This window comes from Mucilaginibacter sp., from assembly GCF_028288225.1.
Taxonomy (GTDB): domain Bacteria; phylum Bacteroidota; class Bacteroidia; order Sphingobacteriales; family Sphingobacteriaceae; genus Mucilaginibacter.
The window spans coordinates 1-19,059 of sequence record NZ_JAQBOC010000081.1 but is presented as its reverse complement, the minus strand read 5'-3'; the positions used below and the strand labels follow the sequence as shown (position 1 = coordinate 19,059).

Below are 19,059 nucleotides of genomic sequence, written 5' to 3'. Positions count from 1 at the left end.
GCAAATCCCGGTAAGATACTCCACCTTTTAAATACTCTGAAACGATGGCTGACTTGTTTATATTATGATTCATCTTTCCACTGTTTATTTGTCAACCTATTTTAGGGAAAGTCAAGCGGAACGCCCCGAACAAAGTGAAACATGCTGATTATCAGAATGTTTCACTTTTTACCGGTGAGTAAATTATTGTAAGTGGCTGATAATCAAATGTCGTAATATGCCCGTCCAGGTACCGGGCTGCACACCCGCACCAAAGCTAAGCTTGGTTTTCGGTTAGCTGCCGCTTTATTACCTAAACGCGGGACAGCGGAGTTACCCGCCCGCAAAGCGTTCCACTTTTACAGCGGAACACCCGGAACAAAGTGAAACATGTTGATTATCAGGGTGTTTCCATTTCGCCAGTGAATAAGTTATTTTAAATACCTGATAATCAGCATGTTTCTATTTGTTCCGCCAGTTCCGTTGCATCAACGCAAACTGTTGTGAGCGTCCCGCTCACGGTTAACATCAAAAATTATCGGCAACTTAAGATTTAAATCCTCATCATTTACTTCGCAAAATTCCTTATTTGATCAATTTCACTTATCAATAGCCTGCTTGCAATCGTGAGCGGGACGCTCACAACCGTTTGCGTTCAAGTGGCACACTTGAATGGGTGGGGGTCCCCGCCATTAGTTCGGTAAAACGTTCCGAAAAAGGTTTTGAAGTAAAATTCACCTTTAACAGACAATCTGGCCCTATTGATATGAGTTTTGTTGATGCTTTTAGACAAATAAATCGCGTGGTAATGATTACAGAAAGAGGAACGGAATTTGCAAGCGGGCCATTATACAATCAGCTATTGCCTTGGTTTGAGGAATTGTTTAATCATTCTGTCGCTTAGATTATCTTGCAGGCCACAAAATCAAAAACGATAGTTAATATCCGAGCCTCCAAATGTCTTTTGCGTAACTAGCTAATTGAGATTGCCTGTGTTTTAATTTTTGTGGGTTCCAAATATTAGTATCTACTGAAGAGCTTATTTTATATTTGCTTTGTTTATAGAATGGTAATTTAAATTCTATAAGATGGTTTTCACATGCCTTATTTAACTTCTTTTCTAAAATAGTATAATTCCCAATCCTATAAATATAGTCTTCCTGGTTATCTTTTAAAAAGAACAAATCCCAGTCTGTCGAAGGGTTTTCAGGTAGCACATGTTCAATAGTGCCGTCATCGATAAAATAACTATATGATGAATTGGAAATGTGATTTTCAATTTTATAAAGAATATACCTTATCATATACGATTTTCTTTTAGTACTAATTACGGCATCAGTAAATGCGTTTCTAAAAATTTCGTCGGATGGATATATTGATTTCAAATCATCGAATATCGCTTTTGGAGTAACAGAAACGCTGTTGAAAGTATTTACGGCAGCATCATTATAGACTCTTTCAAGTATATTGGTTTTTAATCCGCTAATAACACTATATCTGAATGAAATGATCGAACAGATTTTACAAACCTTAGCAAAATCATCTATGTTTAACTTTTCGTACGCCGAAAGCAGAAGAGGAAACGGTTGCCTTATATTAAACAATTCAAGTTCAGATAAAGCTTCTCTTATTATATTATTACCCTTCCAAAGGTCGTCATTAGGGTCTTGTAAAGCAGCAAAAAGTTCAGCATGTAATTCAAGATTACCTATAAGAGTAAAGACATCGTCTTGCGTGATAATTGTCCTTTTAATGGCTTTAAACAGTTCCTTTTCTGTGACTATTTTATTCCTTGAAATCCAAAAATAACGCATGAAATAAGAAAAATCCTTGTAGTTAATAAATCTCAAAATATTATTCCATTTGTTTTTTAAGTGGTGATGATCCCCTGGGACAACCTTGGAGAATAGATAGTTTTTTAATAAGTCAGTGACTGATAAGTCTAATCCTCTATCATTTAATGTTTCGAAAACCAAGTAAGCATTAAGTTCGTCTACAACTGTAATTTCAATAAACGTTAAATAATCCCCTAAGAATTCCAAAAATTGCACAAGTTCTATTGCAGAACCTTGAACGTATATTTCACTACGAATTTTTTCTAATAAAAAATGATATGCTTGGTACAACAATTTGTTTGATGGAGTTAATTTTTTGGGATTATTAACAGAATCAAATTGGATTAAATAAGATGAATAGAATGGATCGTTTTCTTCATTTAAAATTAGCTTATTACTAAATTTCAGGGACGTTGCCGATTTATACCCAATAAATCGCTTCAGCAAAATATCTTTTCTCTCTTTATTATCTTCTACGCTAATACCTTTGTTAATTAATTCATCTATTAGCTTAATACAAGCTAAAGCAATAATACTTAGAGTGGTTATTCTTTGTTGGCCGTCTATAATGTCGAAATTTTTCGCGCTTTTTTTCATCATTATTATAGATCCCATGTAGTGTTTTGCATCCTCTTTTTTGGCATTACTGATATCTAACCATAAATCATCCCAATTGTCTTCATTCCATGAATAATCCCTCTGAAACAAGGGCACTTTATAAATATTATCACCAGAAATTAAGGTGCCGAAAGAAACTGTATTTGCATTTAGAAGGTGGTCTGTTTGACTCATAATGTAATAATTACTAATAGCCAATCTAAAAATAAATATTTGAATATGGTTATTCTTCTATGTAGATATTTGATGTTGTAATAAAAATAAAAAAGGGATTTCCTTTATAGAAGAAAATAGCGAACTTCGAACTTTTGAGAATTTAGCGTCATTAGATGATCATTGAATTTTAGTATAAACGCAGCCTATAAACATAATTATCCGAAGTTGCAAACTTTGAACAGCGGAAGCGTTATACCTGACGAGAGAAGCATAATGATATGTCTAAGGTTTGACATTAATACGCTTTTTAAACGTTTTAACTTCAAAACCCGGTGTACCCATATCAATAACGGCAGTGCCATTGAAAATCTCTTCATAATACCAGCGCATGTGTTTACCTAAGGCGTCCATCACATATCGAAGAAAAAGTTCCATTTCAACGTTGTCCAGATTCGCTTCGCGCCCGTCCAAGCCTCTGGCTTGGACGCAAACTGTTGTGAGCGTCCCACTCACGATTCCCATCAAAAACCATTGGCAATTTAAGATATAAAATCCTCATCTCATTTCACCGATAAAATATCTTAACAGATGAACTTTACTTATCGATGAGACCCAAGCCCATGGAAAGTCTTACTGGCATCCGGATGAAGTTCAATACCGGCAATAATGTAGGCAGGTTCGTTTCTTACTGTTTTTGAAAAAGCGATAATATCCTTGATGAATTTACTTTCTTCATCGGTTCCGCGGGTGAAATCATAAAACACCTTCTTAAAATCGATCAGCGTGCCTTCAAGGCGGGTCAGTAATTCTGCAAAAAGTGGGTCGTTTATTATTGGTTTTTCAATTATTTGGGCGCTTGCCGGTACAAAGATATACCTGAAGTGTTATAAATAAAAAAAGGCAGCCTTTAAAGACTGCCCTATATGTAATGACTTCCAGCGTGCTTGGTGTCCGGTACTTGTATCATCGCATGGTTTTCAGGTTTAACGTTTGTTGATTTCATGATGGCCTCCTTCTTTTTTAATGTGACTGTACTCGTGCGTTCTGTCTTTAATATATGAAACATGTGTTTCATCGACTCGGTGAATTCGTAAACGTGAATAAGTGATATCAAAATTAAAAGTGCGATGGTAAATAACTTGTTCACTCCGCGGATGGTGCTGGCTGCCCAGTTGGCTGCGAATGAATAATCAAATGTACGAAAATTAGCTGATTTTATCGAGGTGCCTCCCGGAATATATTAATTAGTTGTAATACTATAATGAAATAAATATTTAATTAATTTCCAAAATTATATCATTTTTGTTATATTTGTTTATGGAAAGAAAATCATGGATATATCTCGATGGTGTTTTAATGAAGCCGGAAAAAGCAGATGAACTTGAGTTTGAATCTTTATCTCAAGCGTGGAAAAAGCTTAAAATAGCTCTAAAGGAAACTAACGCTTACACTTTCCATGATTTTACTACTTTTCTTGAAAAGGACTTTAAGATTAACGTTGTTGCCAGTTTAGAGCAGGATTTTCAGGATACCGAGCTGGAATATAAGCTTAACAACTTTTACACTACAGGGATAACAAAAACGAAGGTTGTCGAATTACAGCCGTCGTTTAACGATATTAAAAACGAAGCCTTTACGGCCCTCGAAAAGTTCAGGGAAACGAAAGATGAAGATTTCCTGATCAGCTTTCTTAACCTAATTGAGCAATACAAATCTGCTATTGCCTGTCAGCTTCGCGAACTCCATTATGCCCTTGCCCAAATAAAAAGCCCTAAGATTACGTCATTGATAACGGATTTTCGTGGGATGCTAAGACGGAAGATCAAAATGATCTCGATGAATACAGATGATGAACATAATTCAGTTAAAAATTCGAGCAATTTTATTTCGCAATTTTTTAACCAAATAATATCATCAAATGAACAGCAGCTATATTCAGGATGTTACCAACGACTTGGAGTCCTATTATAATAAAATTAATAACAAATTAGAAAATACTGAACAAATAGAATTAAAAGCCATTATCGAGAGATTAAAAGACATACCCGATAATATAGGCAAAATGGAAAAAATAAAAATAGCACTGACGATTATGAAATTCATGATGGAAAGCGCGGCGTTACTTCATCACCAAACATGAATATAGGTACAGCGATCAAATACTTAAGAAAACAGAAAGAGCTCAGCCAGACAGAACTGGCTGAGCTTTGCGGGTTAACGCAGACGGCATTATCTCAAATTGAAAATGGCAGCCGGCGTCCTAACACTGATACAATGAAAAAATTGACTGATTATTTTCAGGTTCCGGAAATCCTCATCTATATGTTGGCCACAGAGCCGGCTGATATACCGGCGAATAAAAGAGAGATGTTTGATATCGTATTCCCAAATTTGAGAAAAATGCTGATCTCTGTTTTTGAATAAAAGATGTCGTTGTCCTCAACCTGGCGCTAGTATCCGCGCCGACCAAAAGAGGTGGCTACTCAGTGCCCCGCGTTTAGTAACCGACATGCTCAGGTGCAAAATGTTATTGCCGTTGGCTGCGTTGGCATTTCTTAAAAACCTTTAAAAACATTTACTGTTCTCATTATAGTTAAAAATGATGAGCCATGGCAAAAAATGAAGATGTAAGCAGCATTGACCGTAAGGGCAAACCTTCCGGCAATGGGCGCGAAAATGAAACCCTGCGGGAAGCTGAGGGGGAAGCACAGGCAACAGATGATCTGGATACCAGTGAGCTGGAGGTAAAGCACCAGAACCGGCACTTACATAAGGGAGAAGAGCTAAAGACCTTTAAGGACACGGAGGAATAGTCTATGAATGCAATTAGCATCCATGAATCTGGCGGGCCGGATGTGCTCGGACTGGAGGATATAGATGTGCCGCAACCCAAAGCGGACGAAGTATCGATCAAGGTTTACGCCGGTAGCGTTAACCGCTACCGCAAACATCCCTGCTTGTGGTCCACAGACAAATAGCCCGCTTAGCTAACGAAGCGGGCTACTTTATAATGAAAAATTTGTACTTAAGCTGTTGTAGGTTGGGTTGTTTTAACCGTCTTTAACAATCGAAACGCAGCCAACAAATAATAAAAAGCACCAAATGCGGCATACCCTGCTAAACTGCTGATTCCCTTTGTCGGGTCGTGTGCCAAAATGATAAAAGAAGTGCCGCCAATAACAGACTGGCCGCCGCTGATGATCATAGGCCATTGGCCGCCCAGAAATTTTCTGCGGCGGAGTCCTAAGATCAGCTGGATCAATCCTGTTCCAATTGCCCAGGCACCGAAAACAATCAGTGCCTCAGGAACGCCTTTCTGTAAAGCAAGGCCCACCGCCACTGTAGTGATCCCACTGATTACAGCATTTACATATTGCGGTGTTTTAGATGGACTGTTGTGGTTGGCACGGATATCGAGAAAGGTGCCCACTACGTCCCACGCCGGGTAAATGATTAGTAAAATGTTGGCAATCCCCAATGATGTTTTTGCGAAAAGTGCGACGAGGATCACCCATATCACTGAAAATGCAGCACGGGTATAATAAAGCTTGCGTAATGATCCGGCAGTTTCAACGGATTGTGTGTCTGCTACTGTATTAGATTGAGAAGTTAATGTCATGATTTGTAATTTTAAGTGTTTTGTTATCCCAAAGTTCTGCAGGATCGCCCGGCGCGTTTTTCACTTAAGTTAAAATGCCGGTAAAACTGACGCTGCGATTACAGTCCGTTGCCTGGGGTAAATTTTCACTTAAGTGAAAATGATTGTGTTATATTCAGACTATATTTGAGGAATGCCACGTTATAGGTACGCAATTTATATAGGGATCAAATGACCGGTACAAACGATATCATTTTTCAGCATCTGAGGGACTTTGCGCCATTGAACGATAAAGACATCAGCGACAGCACGCCATTTTGGAAAGCGCGGAAAATGAATAAAGGGGATTTCTTCAACATGCAACAAATGGTTTGCAATGATCTCGGTTTGATAATCAAAGGCATATTCCGGATTTATTATCGCGACCCAAACACAGAAGAATATAAGAACGTCTACTTTTTCTCTGAAAACCAGTTTGTCGTTTCTTTCCGAAGCTTCGTATCACGCAACCCCTGCTGGTATTTTATCGAAGCGATGGAAGATTCGGAAATTTTCTTCATCTCTTATAAGGATCTTAACGGTCTGTATGAAACGCATCCAAATTGGGGGACATTTGGCAGGTTGCTGGCTGAGTCGTTCTTTAATCTTGCCCAAACGCGCACAGAAGAATTCATTTTTTTCTCGCACGAGCAGCGCTATACCAGGTTGCTCGAACAGCATCCGCATATTATTGAGCGCATTCCTGCTTATCATATCTCGTCTTACCTCGGTATTACAAATCCTTCGTTGAGCCGGATCAGGAAGCGCATTGAAAGTAAAAAGGGTGAATAAGTTATTTTACGGTCGATGTTGGTGGTCACTTTCAACTGATAGCGATAGGATTACTAGTGTCGTGTCAATCATGAACTTACGATTAGTCTTGAGTCGAAAGTCTGGAGTCTTAAGTCAGAAAAGACAAAATTTGACTTAAGACTTGCGACTTAAGACTGTTGACTTAACACTTTTGTATATTTAAACAGTCCACTGTAAAAAACATACTACAATTAGACATATAATCATTAAAGTTGTAATCTTTGAAATCAATTCAAAATCGACATTATGTTTTCAAAACTTTATAAGCCGTTATTGTTAGGGACCGTCTTTTTATCGGTAACCGCAAGCGTTATGGCGCAAACCGGCGAGCCCGTTGAAAAAGACAAAGCCAACAGCAATTATAAACCTGCTTTTGCAGGGCAAACCCGTATCGGCAGTGTTAAAACTAAAACCCCGTATACGGTTACCGTTATCAATACCGGGCTAAATAGCCCATGGGGGATGCATGTTTTACCTGACGGCCGTTTGCTCATTAGCGGTAAGCCGGGAACTATGCAGATACTAACAACCGGTGGTAAAATTGCTAAAACTATTACTGGTTTCCCAGCCGTGCAGTATGAAAGCCAGGGCGGTTTGCTTGACGTAAACATCGACCCTGATTTTACCACAAATAGAATGATTTACTGGACCTTTGCCCAACCGGGTGAAGGAGCTACGCTTGCTGTGGCTAAAGGTAAACTGTCTGCAGATGAAACAAAGCTGGAAAATGTTAAGGTGATTTGGGAAGCATATCCGCGTTATAAAGGTGCTGGTCAGTTCGGTTCGCGTTTATTATTTGATAAACAAGGCAATATTTTCGTCACCTCAGGCGACCGTATGGAGAAAGATATCCGCGTAAAGGCACAAGACCTGAACGCAACCAGCGGCAAGATCATACATATCACTAAAGAGGGAAAGCCGGTTGCCGGTAACCCATTTATTGGCAAAGCCAACGCTAAGCCCGAAATATATGCCTACGGTTTCCGTAACCCGGATGGACTTTCTTTTAACCCGGTTACCGGCGACCTTTGGGAGGCTGAATTTGGTCCGCGTGGCGGTGACGAGATCAATTTGATCAAGCCGGGTGGTAACTATGGCTGGCCTTTTGTTACTTATGGCATAGAATACAGCGGCGAAAAGGTTTATGACGGGATCCAACAAAAAAAGGGAACTATACAGCCAATTTACTATTGGGACCCGGTTATTTCGCCGGGCTGCATGATGTTTTATACAGGTAACCTAACTGAATGGAAAAACAACCTGTTTGTTGGAGGCCTGAGCGGACAACACATCATTCGCCTGGTAATAAAAAATAACAAGGTGGTGGGCGAAGAACGTTTACTTGCTGATAAAAACGAACGCTGGCGCTGCATGGCTACAGGAAAAGACGGAGCTATTTACGCCGCAACTGACGGTGGAAAATTATATAAGATAGCTAAGAAATAATATTAATTATGATATTGAAAGCGCCCGGTTATGTTTATCCGGGTGCTTTTACGCTCTAACCATCTGAGCTGCCAAATTTTTTGTAAATAATACTCCATGCAAATTTTCTGCCGTTCGCTGATTTTAATTGCTTTTCCCTTATAATAGCTTCTTTTTTAGTTTGAACCTCTTCAGTATGTGCTATTACCCAGGGCCTGTATTTTATGGTATGCCCCTTTGTTGCTAATTCGTTGTGGGATAAGAAACGCTTAGGCAAATCTGAGGTAAAACCGATGTAAATCTGTTTGAATGACGAAGAGTATAAGACATAAACGGTGAACATATCCAAACTAAATAAAAAGAAAATGGCCCTTATCTGCCAAGATAAGAGTCTCATTTTCAAGTAGAGGGGAGCGGCAAAAGTTCTAACTTTCATACCGATATAGAGGCCGTTATATATGCCAGAAAATCATTTGAAAAAAATTAATGAACATGGCGAAATGGATGTGATAACAGAGAAGGATTTGATAGATATTTTTGAAACATCGAAAAATTAAATAAGTGAGGTCAGGCGATTTTGTCATTTTCGGCCGACTGTCGTCTTCTCACTATACTTCAACTGCGTCAACTAAAATCTGCCGTTGTTTGGTTTTAAAAGCTTTATTAAAGTAATTACGTGCCGGCACTTCCACAAAACGATAAACCAGGGCTGCTACAAGCAAAGTAAGCGTAACAACCACTATGCACAACACTATTCCCAGGCCATAGTCTGGTTTTTGGCTGATAAGCGTTCTAAAATCCGCATAGATGGCGGGTTTCTTTAGGACGCGAAATATAAGAAAGGTATAGATGATAGGCATATGCACCATATAGATGGTAAATGACCAATCACCCAGGCGCTGCAGCACCCTTGTATCTAAAATACGTTTAACGGCTGTTTGATTATATGCAGCAGCTAGGATGATCACAGGAAAGAAAGCAACGATCAGAATATCCATTATTCCAAAATGCATTGCTGCCAGCACCCCAAAAAAGCTTAATGCGAAAAACCAGTCGCGCTTTATGATCCTATAACCGGACCGGTGCTGATAAAAAGTAGATATCAGCATACCGACAAAAAAACCAGCAAGGCACCGAAAAAAACCAAAATCAGTCAGGGTATTAAGTGTCGGACCGGGATGGAAGTATGTTTTAGGTCCCAGCACATACCTGATGAAAATAAAAAAGGCGACCATCATTATGGTAGTGACTAATTTACCTGTGCGCTTAAGCTTAGTAAAATAAGGAACAATGAAAGGAAATAGCATATATACCCACCATTCCGTACTCAATGACCAGGATGGCGCGTTCAAGGGAGCTGTAAAGTAACCGATGTGCATGCTTTGAAGGAGCAGCAAGCTGGCCGGCAGCGCTTTTGGGTTAAAAATCTCGGCTAAAAAGGGGGCCAGACCGGTAGCAAGGTGAACAATGATGGCACAGCAGACAAACGCCCATATCGTGGTAACAAAATGCAGGGGGTAAACCCTGGCGAAGCGGGCACCCATGTATTTTTTATATGCGTCCATTTTTACATGCTGATTAAAATACTTACCATAGGCATAGCACATAATAAACCCGCTAAGAACAAAAAAGAAATCGACCCACACCCAGCCAATGTCTAAAAATTGAGAGTAACCAGAAGGCAAAAATGGTTGAAACATTAAATTACAGTGATAAACAACGACAAGTAATGCTGCAATGCCACGCAATGGGGTAAGCGTGGTAAGATAGGGGTGTGTTTTGGATTCCATCATTAATTCGATAAAATTAAATAAGAATAAACATTGTCCCAACTTTGTAACTATTATATTACATGGATATATAATCCATGGTATATATATTTGCGTTATGAAAATTGAAGATGAGATTAAACAGGAACGCTTTAACAGACCCCAGGATAAAGCAGGGATGAACCTTATTTTTACGGCCAACTGGCTGTTGAACGAAATTGCAATTGCCCTTAAGCCCATTGGCCTCTCCCTTCAGCAGCTAAACGTCCTGGCAATTCTTAAGGGCCAGCCCAAGCAAACAGCGACAGTTAACCTGATTCGTGAGCGGCTCATTGACCGGATGCCGAATGTTTCAAGATTGTTGAACAAGTTAATGGACAAAGGACTAATTAAGAAGGACCGCGATCTTTCAGATCAGCGGGTTGTTTACATAAAGCTTACGCCTGAAGGACTGAAAGCTGCATTAAAAGGAAGGGAACTTTTCAACAAAGTTCATTATGGCATAACTGATGAGCAGTCAGAGTTGCTCAACGACCTTTTAGACAAAATCAGGAAGTAATTTTTTTTATCCATATATAATCCATGGACTATTATTCCGTGGAGTTAATCATGTATTATGAAAAACAGAAAGATCACTTTAAAAAACAGGCCGGTCGGAATGCCGTTGCATTCCGACTTTAATATCGAAGAAGAACTTATGCCGGTTAGCGGTGAGGGAGAAGTTCTTTTAAAATCAGTTTATGTTTCTGTAGATCCATACCTGCGCGGTAAAATGAATGGTACTCATCCCCCCATATTTGAATTAACTCAGCCGTTATCCTCAAAAATTATTGCGGAGGTTGTTGAATCCAATAACGACAATTTTATAAAAGGGGATTATATCTCGGGCTACCTGAAATGGCAAGAATACCAACTATCTGATGGGAAAGCATTGCAAAAGATCGATTCAACTACTGCTCCGCTAAGCGCTTATTTAGGCGTTTTAGGAATAACCGGGTTGTCCGCCTATATCGCGTTAATGGATATTGGCAAACCTGGAAAAGGCGAAACACTGGTGGTCTCAGGCGCGGCTGGCGCCGTAGGAAGTATTGTTGGTCAAATTGGGAAAATTATTGGATGTACGGTTGTTGGAATTGTTGGTACCGACGAGAAGATAGACCTTCTTAAAACAAAATTTGGATATCATGAGGCGATAAATTATAAGACCACACCTGATATGAAAGCCGCGATAGCGGAGTTATGTCCGAATGGCGTCGATATTTATTTTGACAATGTTGGCGGATCGATCTCCGACGGGGTGATCGCTAATATGAATAATTATGGACGGATTCCGGTTTGCGGCACAATATCCAGCTACAATGACATAGAAGAACAAACCGGTCCAAGCCTGCTTCCCATCGTCGTCTATAAGTTCCTGACCATTCAAGGTTTTTTGATAGGTGACCACGCGGTCCGATTCCCCGGTGTGATAGCCCAACTATCGGCCTGGTTAAAAGAAGGTAAGATCACCTATTCAGAAACAATTCTGGAAGGTTTCGATAAACTGCCCGAAGCTTTTATCGGGCTTTTTGAAGGCAGAAATGAAGGTAAAATGATTGTCAAAATTGATTAAATCATATGACCAGGTTGCTAACAGTTAATCGTCTGAAAAAGATGTAAGTGAATGGAAAAAGCAATGTTACGGGACTTGATAAAAGGATGTTTAAGGGACGAAAAAAACATCAGAAAAAATTATATAAAGCCCCTCGCACTTTACCAAGATATTCAAATCAAAGACAGGAAAATCACCCAGCGAGTACAGGCACCTGAATTAAATGGTGAAGTAATTCTTTGGCTGAAGACCTTGTAAATAAAATCTTTTGAAACACGTTGATCACCTTTTTTTTTCAGTGTAAGTTGCTGGATATTCCGGCAGGCTTGTCTATTTAATTCCATGCTTTAGGTTCATTTATTTGTGTTGGATATATCTGTCGCTGAACGGTAAACTTTAATTAGGACGTTGATCCCCCTTGAAATTAATTGGCAAAGCTTTTGTAATTTTGATTACATGTTTGAACGCTTTCGCAAATACATTGAAGATAAGATCATCATTTCGGAAAATGATTATCAACTTATCGAGTCAGTCAGTATTGTTAAGAAACTTCGTAAACACCAGTTCTTGTTGACGGAGGGAGACATCTGTACTTTTAACGCTTTTGTATGTGAAGGCTTTCTGCGAAAATATAGCGTTGATGATAAGGGAACAGAGCACACGGTTTACTTTGCTACGGAGAACTGGTGGATAGCTGACCGGCAAAGTTTAATGGATGGCACCCCCTCTAAATATTATATTGAAGCAATTGAAGATTCTGTCGTGCTGCTCATCAGCAAGTCCAATTTCGAATTGCTCTCCGAGAAAATTCCCCCATTTAGAGATTTGGTTAATCAACTGATACAACGAAGCCTGAATGCAACGCATGAGCGCATCAATAATACCTTCATTTCAACAGCGGAAGAGAAATACAACCATTTTCTGAATTCCTTTCCTAATCTAGCCAACCGCACTCCGCGGTATATGTTGGCCTCTTATTTGGGTATTACCCCTGAAACATTAAGCCGGATAAGAAAGCAGGTTTCTGGTAAATAAACACTCCTGAATTCTTCTTGACATTTATCAAGAGTTTTTGAATCAAATATCAATTTTTTCCCGGGGTGCATGGCTGAGCTTTGTGTTAAAGTTTATCAGTCATGTCAAAAGTAATTTTAATCACAGGCACCAGTTCGGGTTTTGGCAAGTTAACAGCAACCACACTGGCAGCAGACGGGCATTGCGTTATAGCCGCTATGCGCGAAACAAAAGGCAAGAACATGGAGGCAGCACGGGAACTATCTCAGATAGATAACATGGAGGTTGTTGAAATGGATGTAAGCAGCAACCAATCTGTAAATGATGCTTTTGATCATGTGCTTAGACACTATGGTAAGATAGATGTTTTGGTCAACAATGCAGCCGTTACAGGTTTCGGAGTAGCAGAAGCGCATACCCTGGATGTATTCAGGCGGATGTTTGAAACGAATTTCTATGGCGTTCTGCGTACCTATTTCGCAGTGTTACCCTCTATGCGTGCTGCAAAATGCGGCTTGATCATTAACCTGTCGACCGGCGCAGGCGGTTTCGCGCTACCGTATATGGTGCCTTATATGTCCTCCAAATTTGCGATGGAAACCCTGGTAGAAGGTATCGATTCGGAACTACGGGATTTCGGCATTGAGAATGTTTCTATTCCCTGCGGCGTTTATCCAATCGGCATGGCTGATAAAGGCGGTTTTAACGCAGATAAAGCGGATATCACTGCGGAATATAAAGATTTTGATAAAAGAATGAATAGTCTGGCAAATGCACTGTTTGGCAAAATGGAAGAATTTGAGATGAACCCGCAGACAATAGCTGATGGTATTAAAAAGCTGGTTGACATGCAAAAAGGCTCACGCCCGCTTCGCTATCCTCTGGATGCCATCGCACAGGGAACAGACGAAGAGTTCGTTTCCGCAAAAGCCAAAATCAAAAGAAAATGGGCCGCTAAATACGGTTTTGATATATAAATAAAAACTTAATACATATAAACATAACAACATGGAACTATCAAAAGAAAACCAGGAAACTCAGCAGGTGTTGAACGGGTTTTTCCAGGGAACTGCGCAGAACGACCCAGAAGCAATTGCCCAATATATTGCAAATGATGTCGATTTCTATATTGCGGAATCGCCCTATATGCCCTGGACGGGTAAGAAAACCGGTAAGGCGGAAGTAATAACAGCTTTAAAACAACTGATAGCTGCTCACAACATAGCGGAAGATGATTTTGAAATGGATCATACCTTCATAGATGGCACAGAAGCTGCGGTTTTTGGCAAAGCTGGCAGAACCGTAAAGGCAACCGGTAAAAAATTCAAAGAGCCTTTTGTTATGCGGTTCACCATTACAAATGGACACATCACCAGGTTACTGATGCTGGAAGATTCGCACCAGATCGAAAAGGCCTTTAAAGAAGATTAAGTCTCAAAGCCATTAACAAATAATGTTTTATGAAAAGTAATAAAGAATTGAACATAGAAGCGAAAAAACTGGTGAAAGCCCATCTGCGGATATGGAGTGAACCCGACCATACAAAACGTTTGACTTTAGCCAATGAGATTTATGCTGATAATATTCAGGTAGTTGACCCGGAAACAATTTTGAACGGTAAGGCTGAAGTAAATGATTTTATCGGCGGCTTGCTGAAACAGAATCCAGGATTTGAATTCACTTTAGCCAAACCTATAGAAACACATCATAACACCGCTATCCTTTCCTGGCAGTTTGGTCCCCCATCGAGGCCTGATGCCATTACCGGGCAGGATATATTCACAGTAGCAGAAGGCAGGATCGTTTCGCTGTTAGTATTTGTAGACGGGGCAACCAAATAAACAAGCTAAATATTTCTCTGTCCTCCATGCCATGAAGTTCCGCTTCTAATTCAGTTCCTTCCCGAACCCGATGGCATTTTTCGATTTGATTATAAACCTGATGAATAATCCAAACCATAAAAAATGAGGAACCCGGATTATCGCTGTTTGGCGAATGGATGAAGATTGATCTTGTCGGATTATTCCTATGGAATCCATCGGGAAAGCCAGCAGGGCTTCATTACCTATAATATCATTGTTGCCGTAAACATCGTAAAAGAAAGACGTAGGATTTTAATGGCTTTCCTCAAGTTCTATTACAATTTTTCCTATCGTATGCCCTTGTTCCAGCAGGGAGTGCGCAAGAGAAATATTTTGTTCAGTGAGTCCCTTTAAAGCTGTTTTTACAGGAGATTTCACTTTCTCAGCTCTGACTAAACTTTATCTGAAAATTATCACATGTTTTTCTCTTTGTACACAAAGGCTTTCATTTTTTAAGCATTAAATTGTAATAGAACTTTACCCCCATCTATCGTATGTTGTATGGCCTCTTTCACGCTCTCAGGAGAATATATTTTCGCAACGGGAACGTTTAATTTCCCTTGTTCCAACAGTTGCAACGATTTAAGTATGGCATTTTTTAACTTAGGGATGTAATGTGGTAAATACATAAAGAACCCGTGAATCTGGATCCTTCTGAATATGAGACTAATTTGGCTAACATTAATGGGTTCGCGGCTCATCATGGCGTAGGAAACCAGGTAGCCTTCATTACCAAGAATTTGGGCGAGGGTATTTGTTGCTTTACCACCAACCGCGTCAAGGCCTAACTTTATTTCTACATTATTGGTAGCTTTTTTCGCTTCACTAACAACGTTTTCGTCGTCAACTAAAACAACGTCTGCACCTGCCTTCAGCGCTATATCCACGGCCTCTTTTCTCCTGACTATTCCTAACGTTTTTATACCTTTTGATTTTGCGACCGCGATGATAGCATGGCTCACAGAAGCATTAGCTGCGTTCAATACTACCCAATCACCTGAATTTAACGAAACAAATTCTTCCAGCAGCAACACCGCTGTGGGTGGGTTTATAGATAGCATAGCCGCTTGCTGTAAATCTACGTTCGCCGGCAGCACAATCAGCGCTGCAGCTTTGGCCACAACCTTTTCACTCCAGGCAAATGTGCCAAATGGGATGGTCACAATATCGCCTGGTTTAACGGTTGTAACGGAGGCGCCAACCGAAACCACCCTGCCTACACCTTCGCCTCCAATTACGGAAGGCAATTCGGGTTGTATGGGGTAAGTACCCCGCATTAATAATAAATCACTGGGATTCACGGGGCTATACAATACATCAATAACAACTTCATCATGATTAATTGTAGCGATATCGCTAATTTCTACGACGCCAATATTTTCCATTGGCTGGCCGTATGCTTTTAACTGAATTGCTTTCATTTAAACAGGTTTTTAAATTTATATTATATTTGTACTTGCAAATTGCAATAGCAAATATACAAAGTAATTGCAAAATGCAACAACTATTTTTTAATTTTTTTATGAAGACAATAAGCAGAAGGTCAGAATGCCCAATAAGTTATACCATGGATATATTTGGCGACAAATGGACAATGTTGATCATGAGGGATCTACTCTTGTATGGTAAAGATTCCTTTAGTGAGTTCTTATGTTCGGATGAAAAGATTGCTACAAATATTTTAACCGACAGGCTCAATGTGTTGCTCCAGGAAGGGTTCGTTACTAAGCGTACTGCACCAGCAAATAAATCCAAATTTTTATATCGCCCTACCGAAAAAGCGATTGAACTAATCCCGGTACTTAGTGAGATAACGCTTTGGGCGGAAAAATACAATCCTGACGGCGCTCCAGAGGACATAGTAGAGCCGTTAAAAAAGGACAGGACTAAAGCTTTGCTTGAACTGAAGAAAAAAGTGGAAGAAAGGTTCAGGGTTGAATAAATCCTATGATGATATAAAAAAGAAAGCCTGTTCATGTTACTGAAAGGCTTCCCGATTAAAGTCTTAGTTTAGTTTACTTTACTTTTTTAGCTTTATCCGTAAATTTTCATTTATGGCTTCAAGGAATTCTTCGGTATTCAGATAGTCTGTTCCGTGTTCAACCTTTGTTTTATTGTTAGAGCAAGATCTTTGGTCATTTTACCACTTTCTACCGTTTCGATACAAACCTGCTCCAGGGCATGGCTGAAGTCGATCAATTCCTGGTTCTGATCTAACCGGCCACGAAACTCCAGTCCCCTTGTCCATGCGAAGATGGACGCTATCGGATTAGTTGAAGTAGGCCTGCCAGCCTGGTATTCCCGGTAATGACGGGTAACTGTACCGTGGACAGCTTCGGCTTCCATCACTATCCCATCCGGGGTTATTAAAGTTGAGGTCATCAAACCGAGTGAGCCGAATCCCTGCGCAACCGGGCTTCACGATTAATCCAAAAAAATACTTACGTGTTGCTGAATAACCATTCACGGATATTTTGATACTACACTCCGCGATTTGCATCCGTATGGGGACTGCTGATTATTCTTGTTCTTGCTTTTTGATGATTAGCGTGTACTGTTATTGCCGTTTAGAACGGCGATCAACAGAAAATTATGCCAATAGGCCGCCGTCTACACCAATAGATGTACCGGTAAGATATGGTGCCTTGTCTGAACCAAGGAAAACAATGGCTGCTGCAATTTCATCAGGTTGACCTACTCTTCCCATCGGAACAGTCGAGATCAGCCCGGCGTAATTTTCTTTTGTGCCGGTAAAGCGTTCAAGCATCCCGGTTTCAGTAGTGCCCGGGGCAACAACGTTTACGCGCACGCCGGTGGTGGCCACTTCCAGTGCTACGGATTTGGTAATTCCTTCCACCGCATGCTTGCTGCCTACATAAATAGAGGCGTAAGCCGCACCCATGCTGCCATAAGATGATGAAACGTTGATAACACTACCATGTCCGTTAGGTATCATCACCCGCAACTCGTGTTTTAAGCTCAATACAATACCCAATACATTGGTATCGAAAGTTGCTGCATAGCTTTCCGCTGTTTGATCCAGTATCGGACCTGGAGTTCCTTCAACGCCGGCGTTATTCACCGCCACATCTATACGGCCGAACCGGGCCACGGTCTGATCCACCAGGCTTTCTACTTCTTTTTCAAAGCGAACGTCAGTCTTAATAAATGCTGCCTGAACACCTTTTGCCTGAAGTTCAGCTTCAAGCAGCTTGCCGGCTTCTTCGCGACGCCCTGCGATTACTACTGTAGAACCTTCATCAGCGAAGGCCAGCGCAGTCGCCCTGCCGATTCCTGTAAGTGCGCCTGTTATTAGTACAACACTATCTTTTAATTCACGTTTAACCCTTGGGGTTTTTGTTTCTGTAGTTGCCATTTTAATTTAAGTTTATTTGTTGAGTTATTTATTAATTTAGATATTTCGATATGTAGATTAAAAAAATGAGGCGAATCTGGCGGGTTGCAATAGCCACCTTTCAATCCTGCGTGGAGTTCCATCAATTCGGCCTCATTTGTATTTTTAGTCCTTACCATTTCTTTAACAAAGGTAATTATTAGTTTTATATATCGAAATATTTAGATATATAAATTATTACCTTTTCTTTTCTTTTACACTAACCTGATAAAGTAGCCGGGTAGGGATAAAAAAACCGGATTTTCTATGGGCGCAAATTTTAGGAAATTAAAGTTATATAACTAAATATTTCGATAAATAAATCAATAACTTACTTTTCGATGGCTATTGGGATGATCCATTAATCTCGATGAAAAATATCTGCGAAATGTCGCCTTTCGAGAATTACTTTGGCAAGGATTTTTTAGCTGGGTTGCTTGCTTCAAACAACTGTTGTAAAACAGTCTAAATTCGGTACCGGGCTAAAATTTGGCAGAAATAGACGGAAAATTGTCATATATGACAAATGGGTTTCTACCTAAATTTGTTTACTGTGGTTACCACGCTATAATAATCCCAAGAAGATATGAATCGACAGTCGGAATGTTATTGCGCTAACAACAACTTTAAAACTTACAAAAATGGGAAATCAAAAAGTATGGCTGGTTACCGGCGCATCAAAAGGATTTGGCTTAGAGATCGCAAAAGCAGTACTCAAATCCGGTGACAAGGTGATTGCTACGTGCCGTAGCAATCCTGAAAAACTAAGTGCCGAGTTGAACAATGATAATGCATTGGCAGTCGCTATGGATGTCACAAATGAAGATCAGGTAAAACAAGGGGTGGAAGACGGTATAGCTAAATTCGGCAACCTCGACGTCGTTGTTAACAATGCGGGTTACGGCATCATTGCAGCAATCGAAGAGGTGTCGAATGAGGAGACCAAACGGCAATACGATACAAATG

At 40.1% G+C, this 19,059-nt stretch carries 21 protein-coding genes and 1 pseudogene; 14 read left to right on the top strand and 8 right to left on the bottom strand.

The window, feature by feature from the left end:
* Nucleotides 1-917: 917 nt before the first annotated feature.
* On the bottom strand, nt 918-2,606 hold the full coding sequence (locus tag JWQ54_RS24605) for a DUF262 domain-containing HNH endonuclease family protein (RefSeq protein WP_299590372.1): 1,689 nt from the start codon (nt 2,604-2,606) through the stop codon (nt 918-920).
* 264 nt (nt 2,607-2,870) lie between these two features.
* A complete protein-coding gene (locus JWQ54_RS24600) occupies nt 2,871-3,023 on the bottom strand; it encodes a hypothetical protein (RefSeq protein WP_299590371.1) in 153 nt (50 codons plus the stop codon).
* Between the two features lie 882 nt (nt 3,024-3,905).
* On the opposite strand from JWQ54_RS24600, the gene JWQ54_RS24595 reads away from it, so the two are divergent.
* The 3 genes from JWQ54_RS24595 to JWQ54_RS24585 all read left to right on the top strand — a co-directional run bounded on the left by JWQ54_RS24595 (nt 3,906) and on the right by JWQ54_RS24585 (nt 5,401).
* Nucleotides 3,906-4,559 carry a hypothetical protein gene (locus JWQ54_RS24595; RefSeq protein ID WP_299590370.1) on the top strand — a complete coding sequence of 218 codons (654 nt, stop codon included), beginning with the start codon at nt 3,906-3,908 and terminating at the stop codon, nt 4,557-4,559.
* Nucleotides 4,560-4,724: 165 nt separating this feature from the next.
* Nucleotides 4,725-5,012 (top strand): helix-turn-helix transcriptional regulator, encoded by a 288-nt coding sequence (locus JWQ54_RS24590; protein ID WP_299590369.1) that lies wholly within the window; start codon nt 4,725-4,727, stop codon nt 5,010-5,012.
* Nucleotides 5,013-5,197: 185 nt separating this feature from the next.
* Complete coding sequence (locus JWQ54_RS24585; protein ID WP_299590368.1) at nt 5,198-5,401, top strand: hypothetical protein; 204 nt, start codon at nt 5,198-5,200, stop codon at nt 5,399-5,401.
* Nucleotides 5,402-5,613: 212 nt separating this feature from the next.
* Here the strand turns inward: JWQ54_RS24585 and JWQ54_RS24580 are convergent, their stop codons facing one another.
* The gene (locus tag JWQ54_RS24580) at nt 5,614-6,207 is read right to left on the bottom strand and encodes a hypothetical protein (RefSeq protein WP_299590367.1); all 594 of its coding nucleotides are present in this window, start codon (nt 6,205-6,207) and stop codon (nt 5,614-5,616) included.
* A gap of 210 nt (nt 6,208-6,417) precedes the next feature.
* Between JWQ54_RS24580 and JWQ54_RS24575 the strand changes: the two genes are divergently transcribed.
* Both JWQ54_RS24575 and JWQ54_RS24570 read left to right on the top strand, forming a co-directional pair.
* Nucleotides 6,418-7,017, top strand: a complete 600-nt coding sequence (locus JWQ54_RS24575; RefSeq protein WP_299590365.1) for a Crp/Fnr family transcriptional regulator — start codon at nt 6,418-6,420, stop codon at nt 7,015-7,017.
* 267 nt (nt 7,018-7,284) lie between these two features.
* The gene (locus JWQ54_RS24570) at nt 7,285-8,484 is read left to right on the top strand and encodes a PQQ-dependent sugar dehydrogenase (RefSeq protein WP_299590363.1); all 1,200 of its coding nucleotides are present in this window, start codon (nt 7,285-7,287) and stop codon (nt 8,482-8,484) included.
* 55 nt (nt 8,485-8,539) lie between these two features.
* Here JWQ54_RS24570 and JWQ54_RS24565 read toward each other — a convergent pair whose 3' ends face one another.
* Together JWQ54_RS24565 and JWQ54_RS24560 are read right to left on the bottom strand one after the other, a co-directional pair.
* Entirely contained in the window at nt 8,540-8,899 is a 360-nt protein-coding gene (locus JWQ54_RS24565) for a GIY-YIG nuclease family protein (protein ID WP_299590361.1), read from the bottom strand.
* A 172-nt stretch (nt 8,900-9,071) separates the two neighbouring features.
* Nucleotides 9,072-10,256: an acyltransferase gene (locus JWQ54_RS24560; RefSeq protein WP_299590359.1), complete on the bottom strand. Its 1,185-nt coding sequence runs from the start codon at nt 10,254-10,256 to the stop codon at nt 9,072-9,074.
* Nucleotides 10,257-10,350: 94 nt separating this feature from the next.
* Between JWQ54_RS24560 and JWQ54_RS24555 the strand changes: the two genes are divergently transcribed.
* The 7 genes from JWQ54_RS24555 to JWQ54_RS24525 all read left to right on the top strand — a co-directional run bounded on the left by JWQ54_RS24555 (nt 10,351) and on the right by JWQ54_RS24525 (nt 14,678).
* On the top strand, nt 10,351-10,791 hold the full coding sequence (locus JWQ54_RS24555) for a MarR family winged helix-turn-helix transcriptional regulator (protein WP_299590357.1): 441 nt from the start codon (nt 10,351-10,353) through the stop codon (nt 10,789-10,791).
* A gap of 57 nt (nt 10,792-10,848) precedes the next feature.
* A complete protein-coding gene (locus JWQ54_RS24550) occupies nt 10,849-11,844 on the top strand; it encodes an NADP-dependent oxidoreductase (protein ID WP_299590355.1) in 996 nt (331 codons plus the stop codon).
* A 148-nt stretch (nt 11,845-11,992) separates the two neighbouring features.
* The gene (locus JWQ54_RS24545) at nt 11,993-12,046 is read left to right on the top strand and encodes a hypothetical protein (protein ID WP_299590374.1); all 54 of its coding nucleotides are present in this window, start codon (nt 11,993-11,995) and stop codon (nt 12,044-12,046) included.
* Between the two features lie 233 nt (nt 12,047-12,279).
* On the top strand, nt 12,280-12,858 hold the full coding sequence (locus tag JWQ54_RS24540) for a Crp/Fnr family transcriptional regulator (RefSeq protein ID WP_299590353.1): 579 nt from the start codon (nt 12,280-12,282) through the stop codon (nt 12,856-12,858).
* A 101-nt stretch (nt 12,859-12,959) separates the two neighbouring features.
* Nucleotides 12,960-13,814 carry an SDR family NAD(P)-dependent oxidoreductase gene (locus tag JWQ54_RS24535; RefSeq protein WP_299590351.1) on the top strand — a complete coding sequence of 285 codons (855 nt, stop codon included), beginning with the start codon at nt 12,960-12,962 and terminating at the stop codon, nt 13,812-13,814.
* Nucleotides 13,815-13,845: 31 nt separating this feature from the next.
* Nucleotides 13,846-14,268 (top strand): nuclear transport factor 2 family protein, encoded by a 423-nt coding sequence (locus JWQ54_RS24530; protein WP_299590349.1) that lies wholly within the window; start codon nt 13,846-13,848, stop codon nt 14,266-14,268.
* 29 nt (nt 14,269-14,297) lie between these two features.
* Complete coding sequence (locus JWQ54_RS24525; RefSeq protein ID WP_299590347.1) at nt 14,298-14,678, top strand: nuclear transport factor 2 family protein; 381 nt, start codon at nt 14,298-14,300, stop codon at nt 14,676-14,678.
* Nucleotides 14,679-15,151: 473 nt separating this feature from the next.
* Here JWQ54_RS24525 and JWQ54_RS24520 read toward each other — a convergent pair whose 3' ends face one another.
* Entirely contained in the window at nt 15,152-16,120 is a 969-nt protein-coding gene (locus JWQ54_RS24520) for a 2-enoyl thioester reductase domain-containing protein (RefSeq protein ID WP_299590345.1), read from the bottom strand.
* Between the two features lie 101 nt (nt 16,121-16,221).
* Here JWQ54_RS24520 and JWQ54_RS24515 point away from each other — a divergent pair, with 101 nt between their 5' ends.
* The gene (locus tag JWQ54_RS24515; RefSeq protein ID WP_299590343.1) at nt 16,222-16,641 is read left to right on the top strand and encodes a helix-turn-helix domain-containing protein; all 420 of its coding nucleotides are present in this window, start codon (nt 16,222-16,224) and stop codon (nt 16,639-16,641) included.
* 78 nt (nt 16,642-16,719) lie between these two features.
* Here JWQ54_RS24515 and JWQ54_RS24510 read toward each other — a convergent pair.
* A pseudogene (locus tag JWQ54_RS24510) lies at nt 16,720-17,111 on the bottom strand (isocitrate/isopropylmalate family dehydrogenase); the annotation flags it as partial.
* 178 nt (nt 17,112-17,289) lie between these two features.
* Nucleotides 17,290-18,075 (bottom strand): SDR family NAD(P)-dependent oxidoreductase, encoded by a 786-nt coding sequence (locus JWQ54_RS24505; RefSeq protein WP_299590339.1) that lies wholly within the window; start codon nt 18,073-18,075, stop codon nt 17,290-17,292.
* 659 nt (nt 18,076-18,734) lie between these two features.
* On the opposite strand from JWQ54_RS24505, the gene JWQ54_RS24500 reads away from it, so the two are divergent.
* The coding region (locus JWQ54_RS24500; protein WP_299590337.1) for an SDR family NAD(P)-dependent oxidoreductase at nt 18,735-19,059 on the top strand (325 nt) is incomplete at its 3' end.

Excerpts from the sequence above, each read along its gene's own strand:
- JWQ54_RS24605 (WP_299590372.1), bottom strand. The coding sequence starts at position 2,606 with ATGAGTCAAACAGACCACCTTCTAAATGCAAATACAGTTTCTTTCGGC.
- JWQ54_RS24600 (WP_299590371.1), bottom strand. The coding sequence starts at position 3,023 with ATGGAACTTTTTCTTCGATATGTGATGGACGCCTTAGGTAAACACATG.
- JWQ54_RS24595 (WP_299590370.1), top strand. The coding sequence starts at position 3,906 with ATGGAAAGAAAATCATGGATATATCTCGATGGTGTTTTAATGAAGCCG.
- JWQ54_RS24590 (WP_299590369.1), top strand. The coding sequence starts at position 4,725 with ATGAATATAGGTACAGCGATCAAATACTTAAGAAAACAGAAAGAGCTC.
- JWQ54_RS24585 (WP_299590368.1), top strand. The coding sequence starts at position 5,198 with ATGGCAAAAAATGAAGATGTAAGCAGCATTGACCGTAAGGGCAAACCT.
- JWQ54_RS24580 (WP_299590367.1), bottom strand. The coding sequence starts at position 6,207 with ATGACATTAACTTCTCAATCTAATACAGTAGCAGACACACAATCCGTT.
- JWQ54_RS24575 (WP_299590365.1), top strand. The coding sequence starts at position 6,418 with ATGACCGGTACAAACGATATCATTTTTCAGCATCTGAGGGACTTTGCG.
- JWQ54_RS24570 (WP_299590363.1), top strand. The coding sequence starts at position 7,285 with ATGTTTTCAAAACTTTATAAGCCGTTATTGTTAGGGACCGTCTTTTTA.
- JWQ54_RS24565 (WP_299590361.1), bottom strand. The coding sequence starts at position 8,899 with ATGAAAGTTAGAACTTTTGCCGCTCCCCTCTACTTGAAAATGAGACTC.
- JWQ54_RS24560 (WP_299590359.1), bottom strand. The coding sequence starts at position 10,256 with ATGATGGAATCCAAAACACACCCCTATCTTACCACGCTTACCCCATTG.
- JWQ54_RS24555 (WP_299590357.1), top strand. The coding sequence starts at position 10,351 with ATGAAAATTGAAGATGAGATTAAACAGGAACGCTTTAACAGACCCCAG.
- JWQ54_RS24550 (WP_299590355.1), top strand. The coding sequence starts at position 10,849 with ATGAAAAACAGAAAGATCACTTTAAAAAACAGGCCGGTCGGAATGCCG.
- JWQ54_RS24540 (WP_299590353.1), top strand. The coding sequence starts at position 12,280 with ATGTTTGAACGCTTTCGCAAATACATTGAAGATAAGATCATCATTTCG.
- JWQ54_RS24535 (WP_299590351.1), top strand. The coding sequence starts at position 12,960 with ATGTCAAAAGTAATTTTAATCACAGGCACCAGTTCGGGTTTTGGCAAG.
- JWQ54_RS24530 (WP_299590349.1), top strand. The coding sequence starts at position 13,846 with ATGGAACTATCAAAAGAAAACCAGGAAACTCAGCAGGTGTTGAACGGG.
- JWQ54_RS24525 (WP_299590347.1), top strand. The coding sequence starts at position 14,298 with ATGAAAAGTAATAAAGAATTGAACATAGAAGCGAAAAAACTGGTGAAA.
- JWQ54_RS24520 (WP_299590345.1), bottom strand. The coding sequence starts at position 16,120 with ATGAAAGCAATTCAGTTAAAAGCATACGGCCAGCCAATGGAAAATATT.
- JWQ54_RS24515 (WP_299590343.1), top strand. The coding sequence starts at position 16,222 with ATGAAGACAATAAGCAGAAGGTCAGAATGCCCAATAAGTTATACCATG.
- JWQ54_RS24505 (WP_299590339.1), bottom strand. The coding sequence starts at position 18,075 with ATGGCAACTACAGAAACAAAAACCCCAAGGGTTAAACGTGAATTAAAA.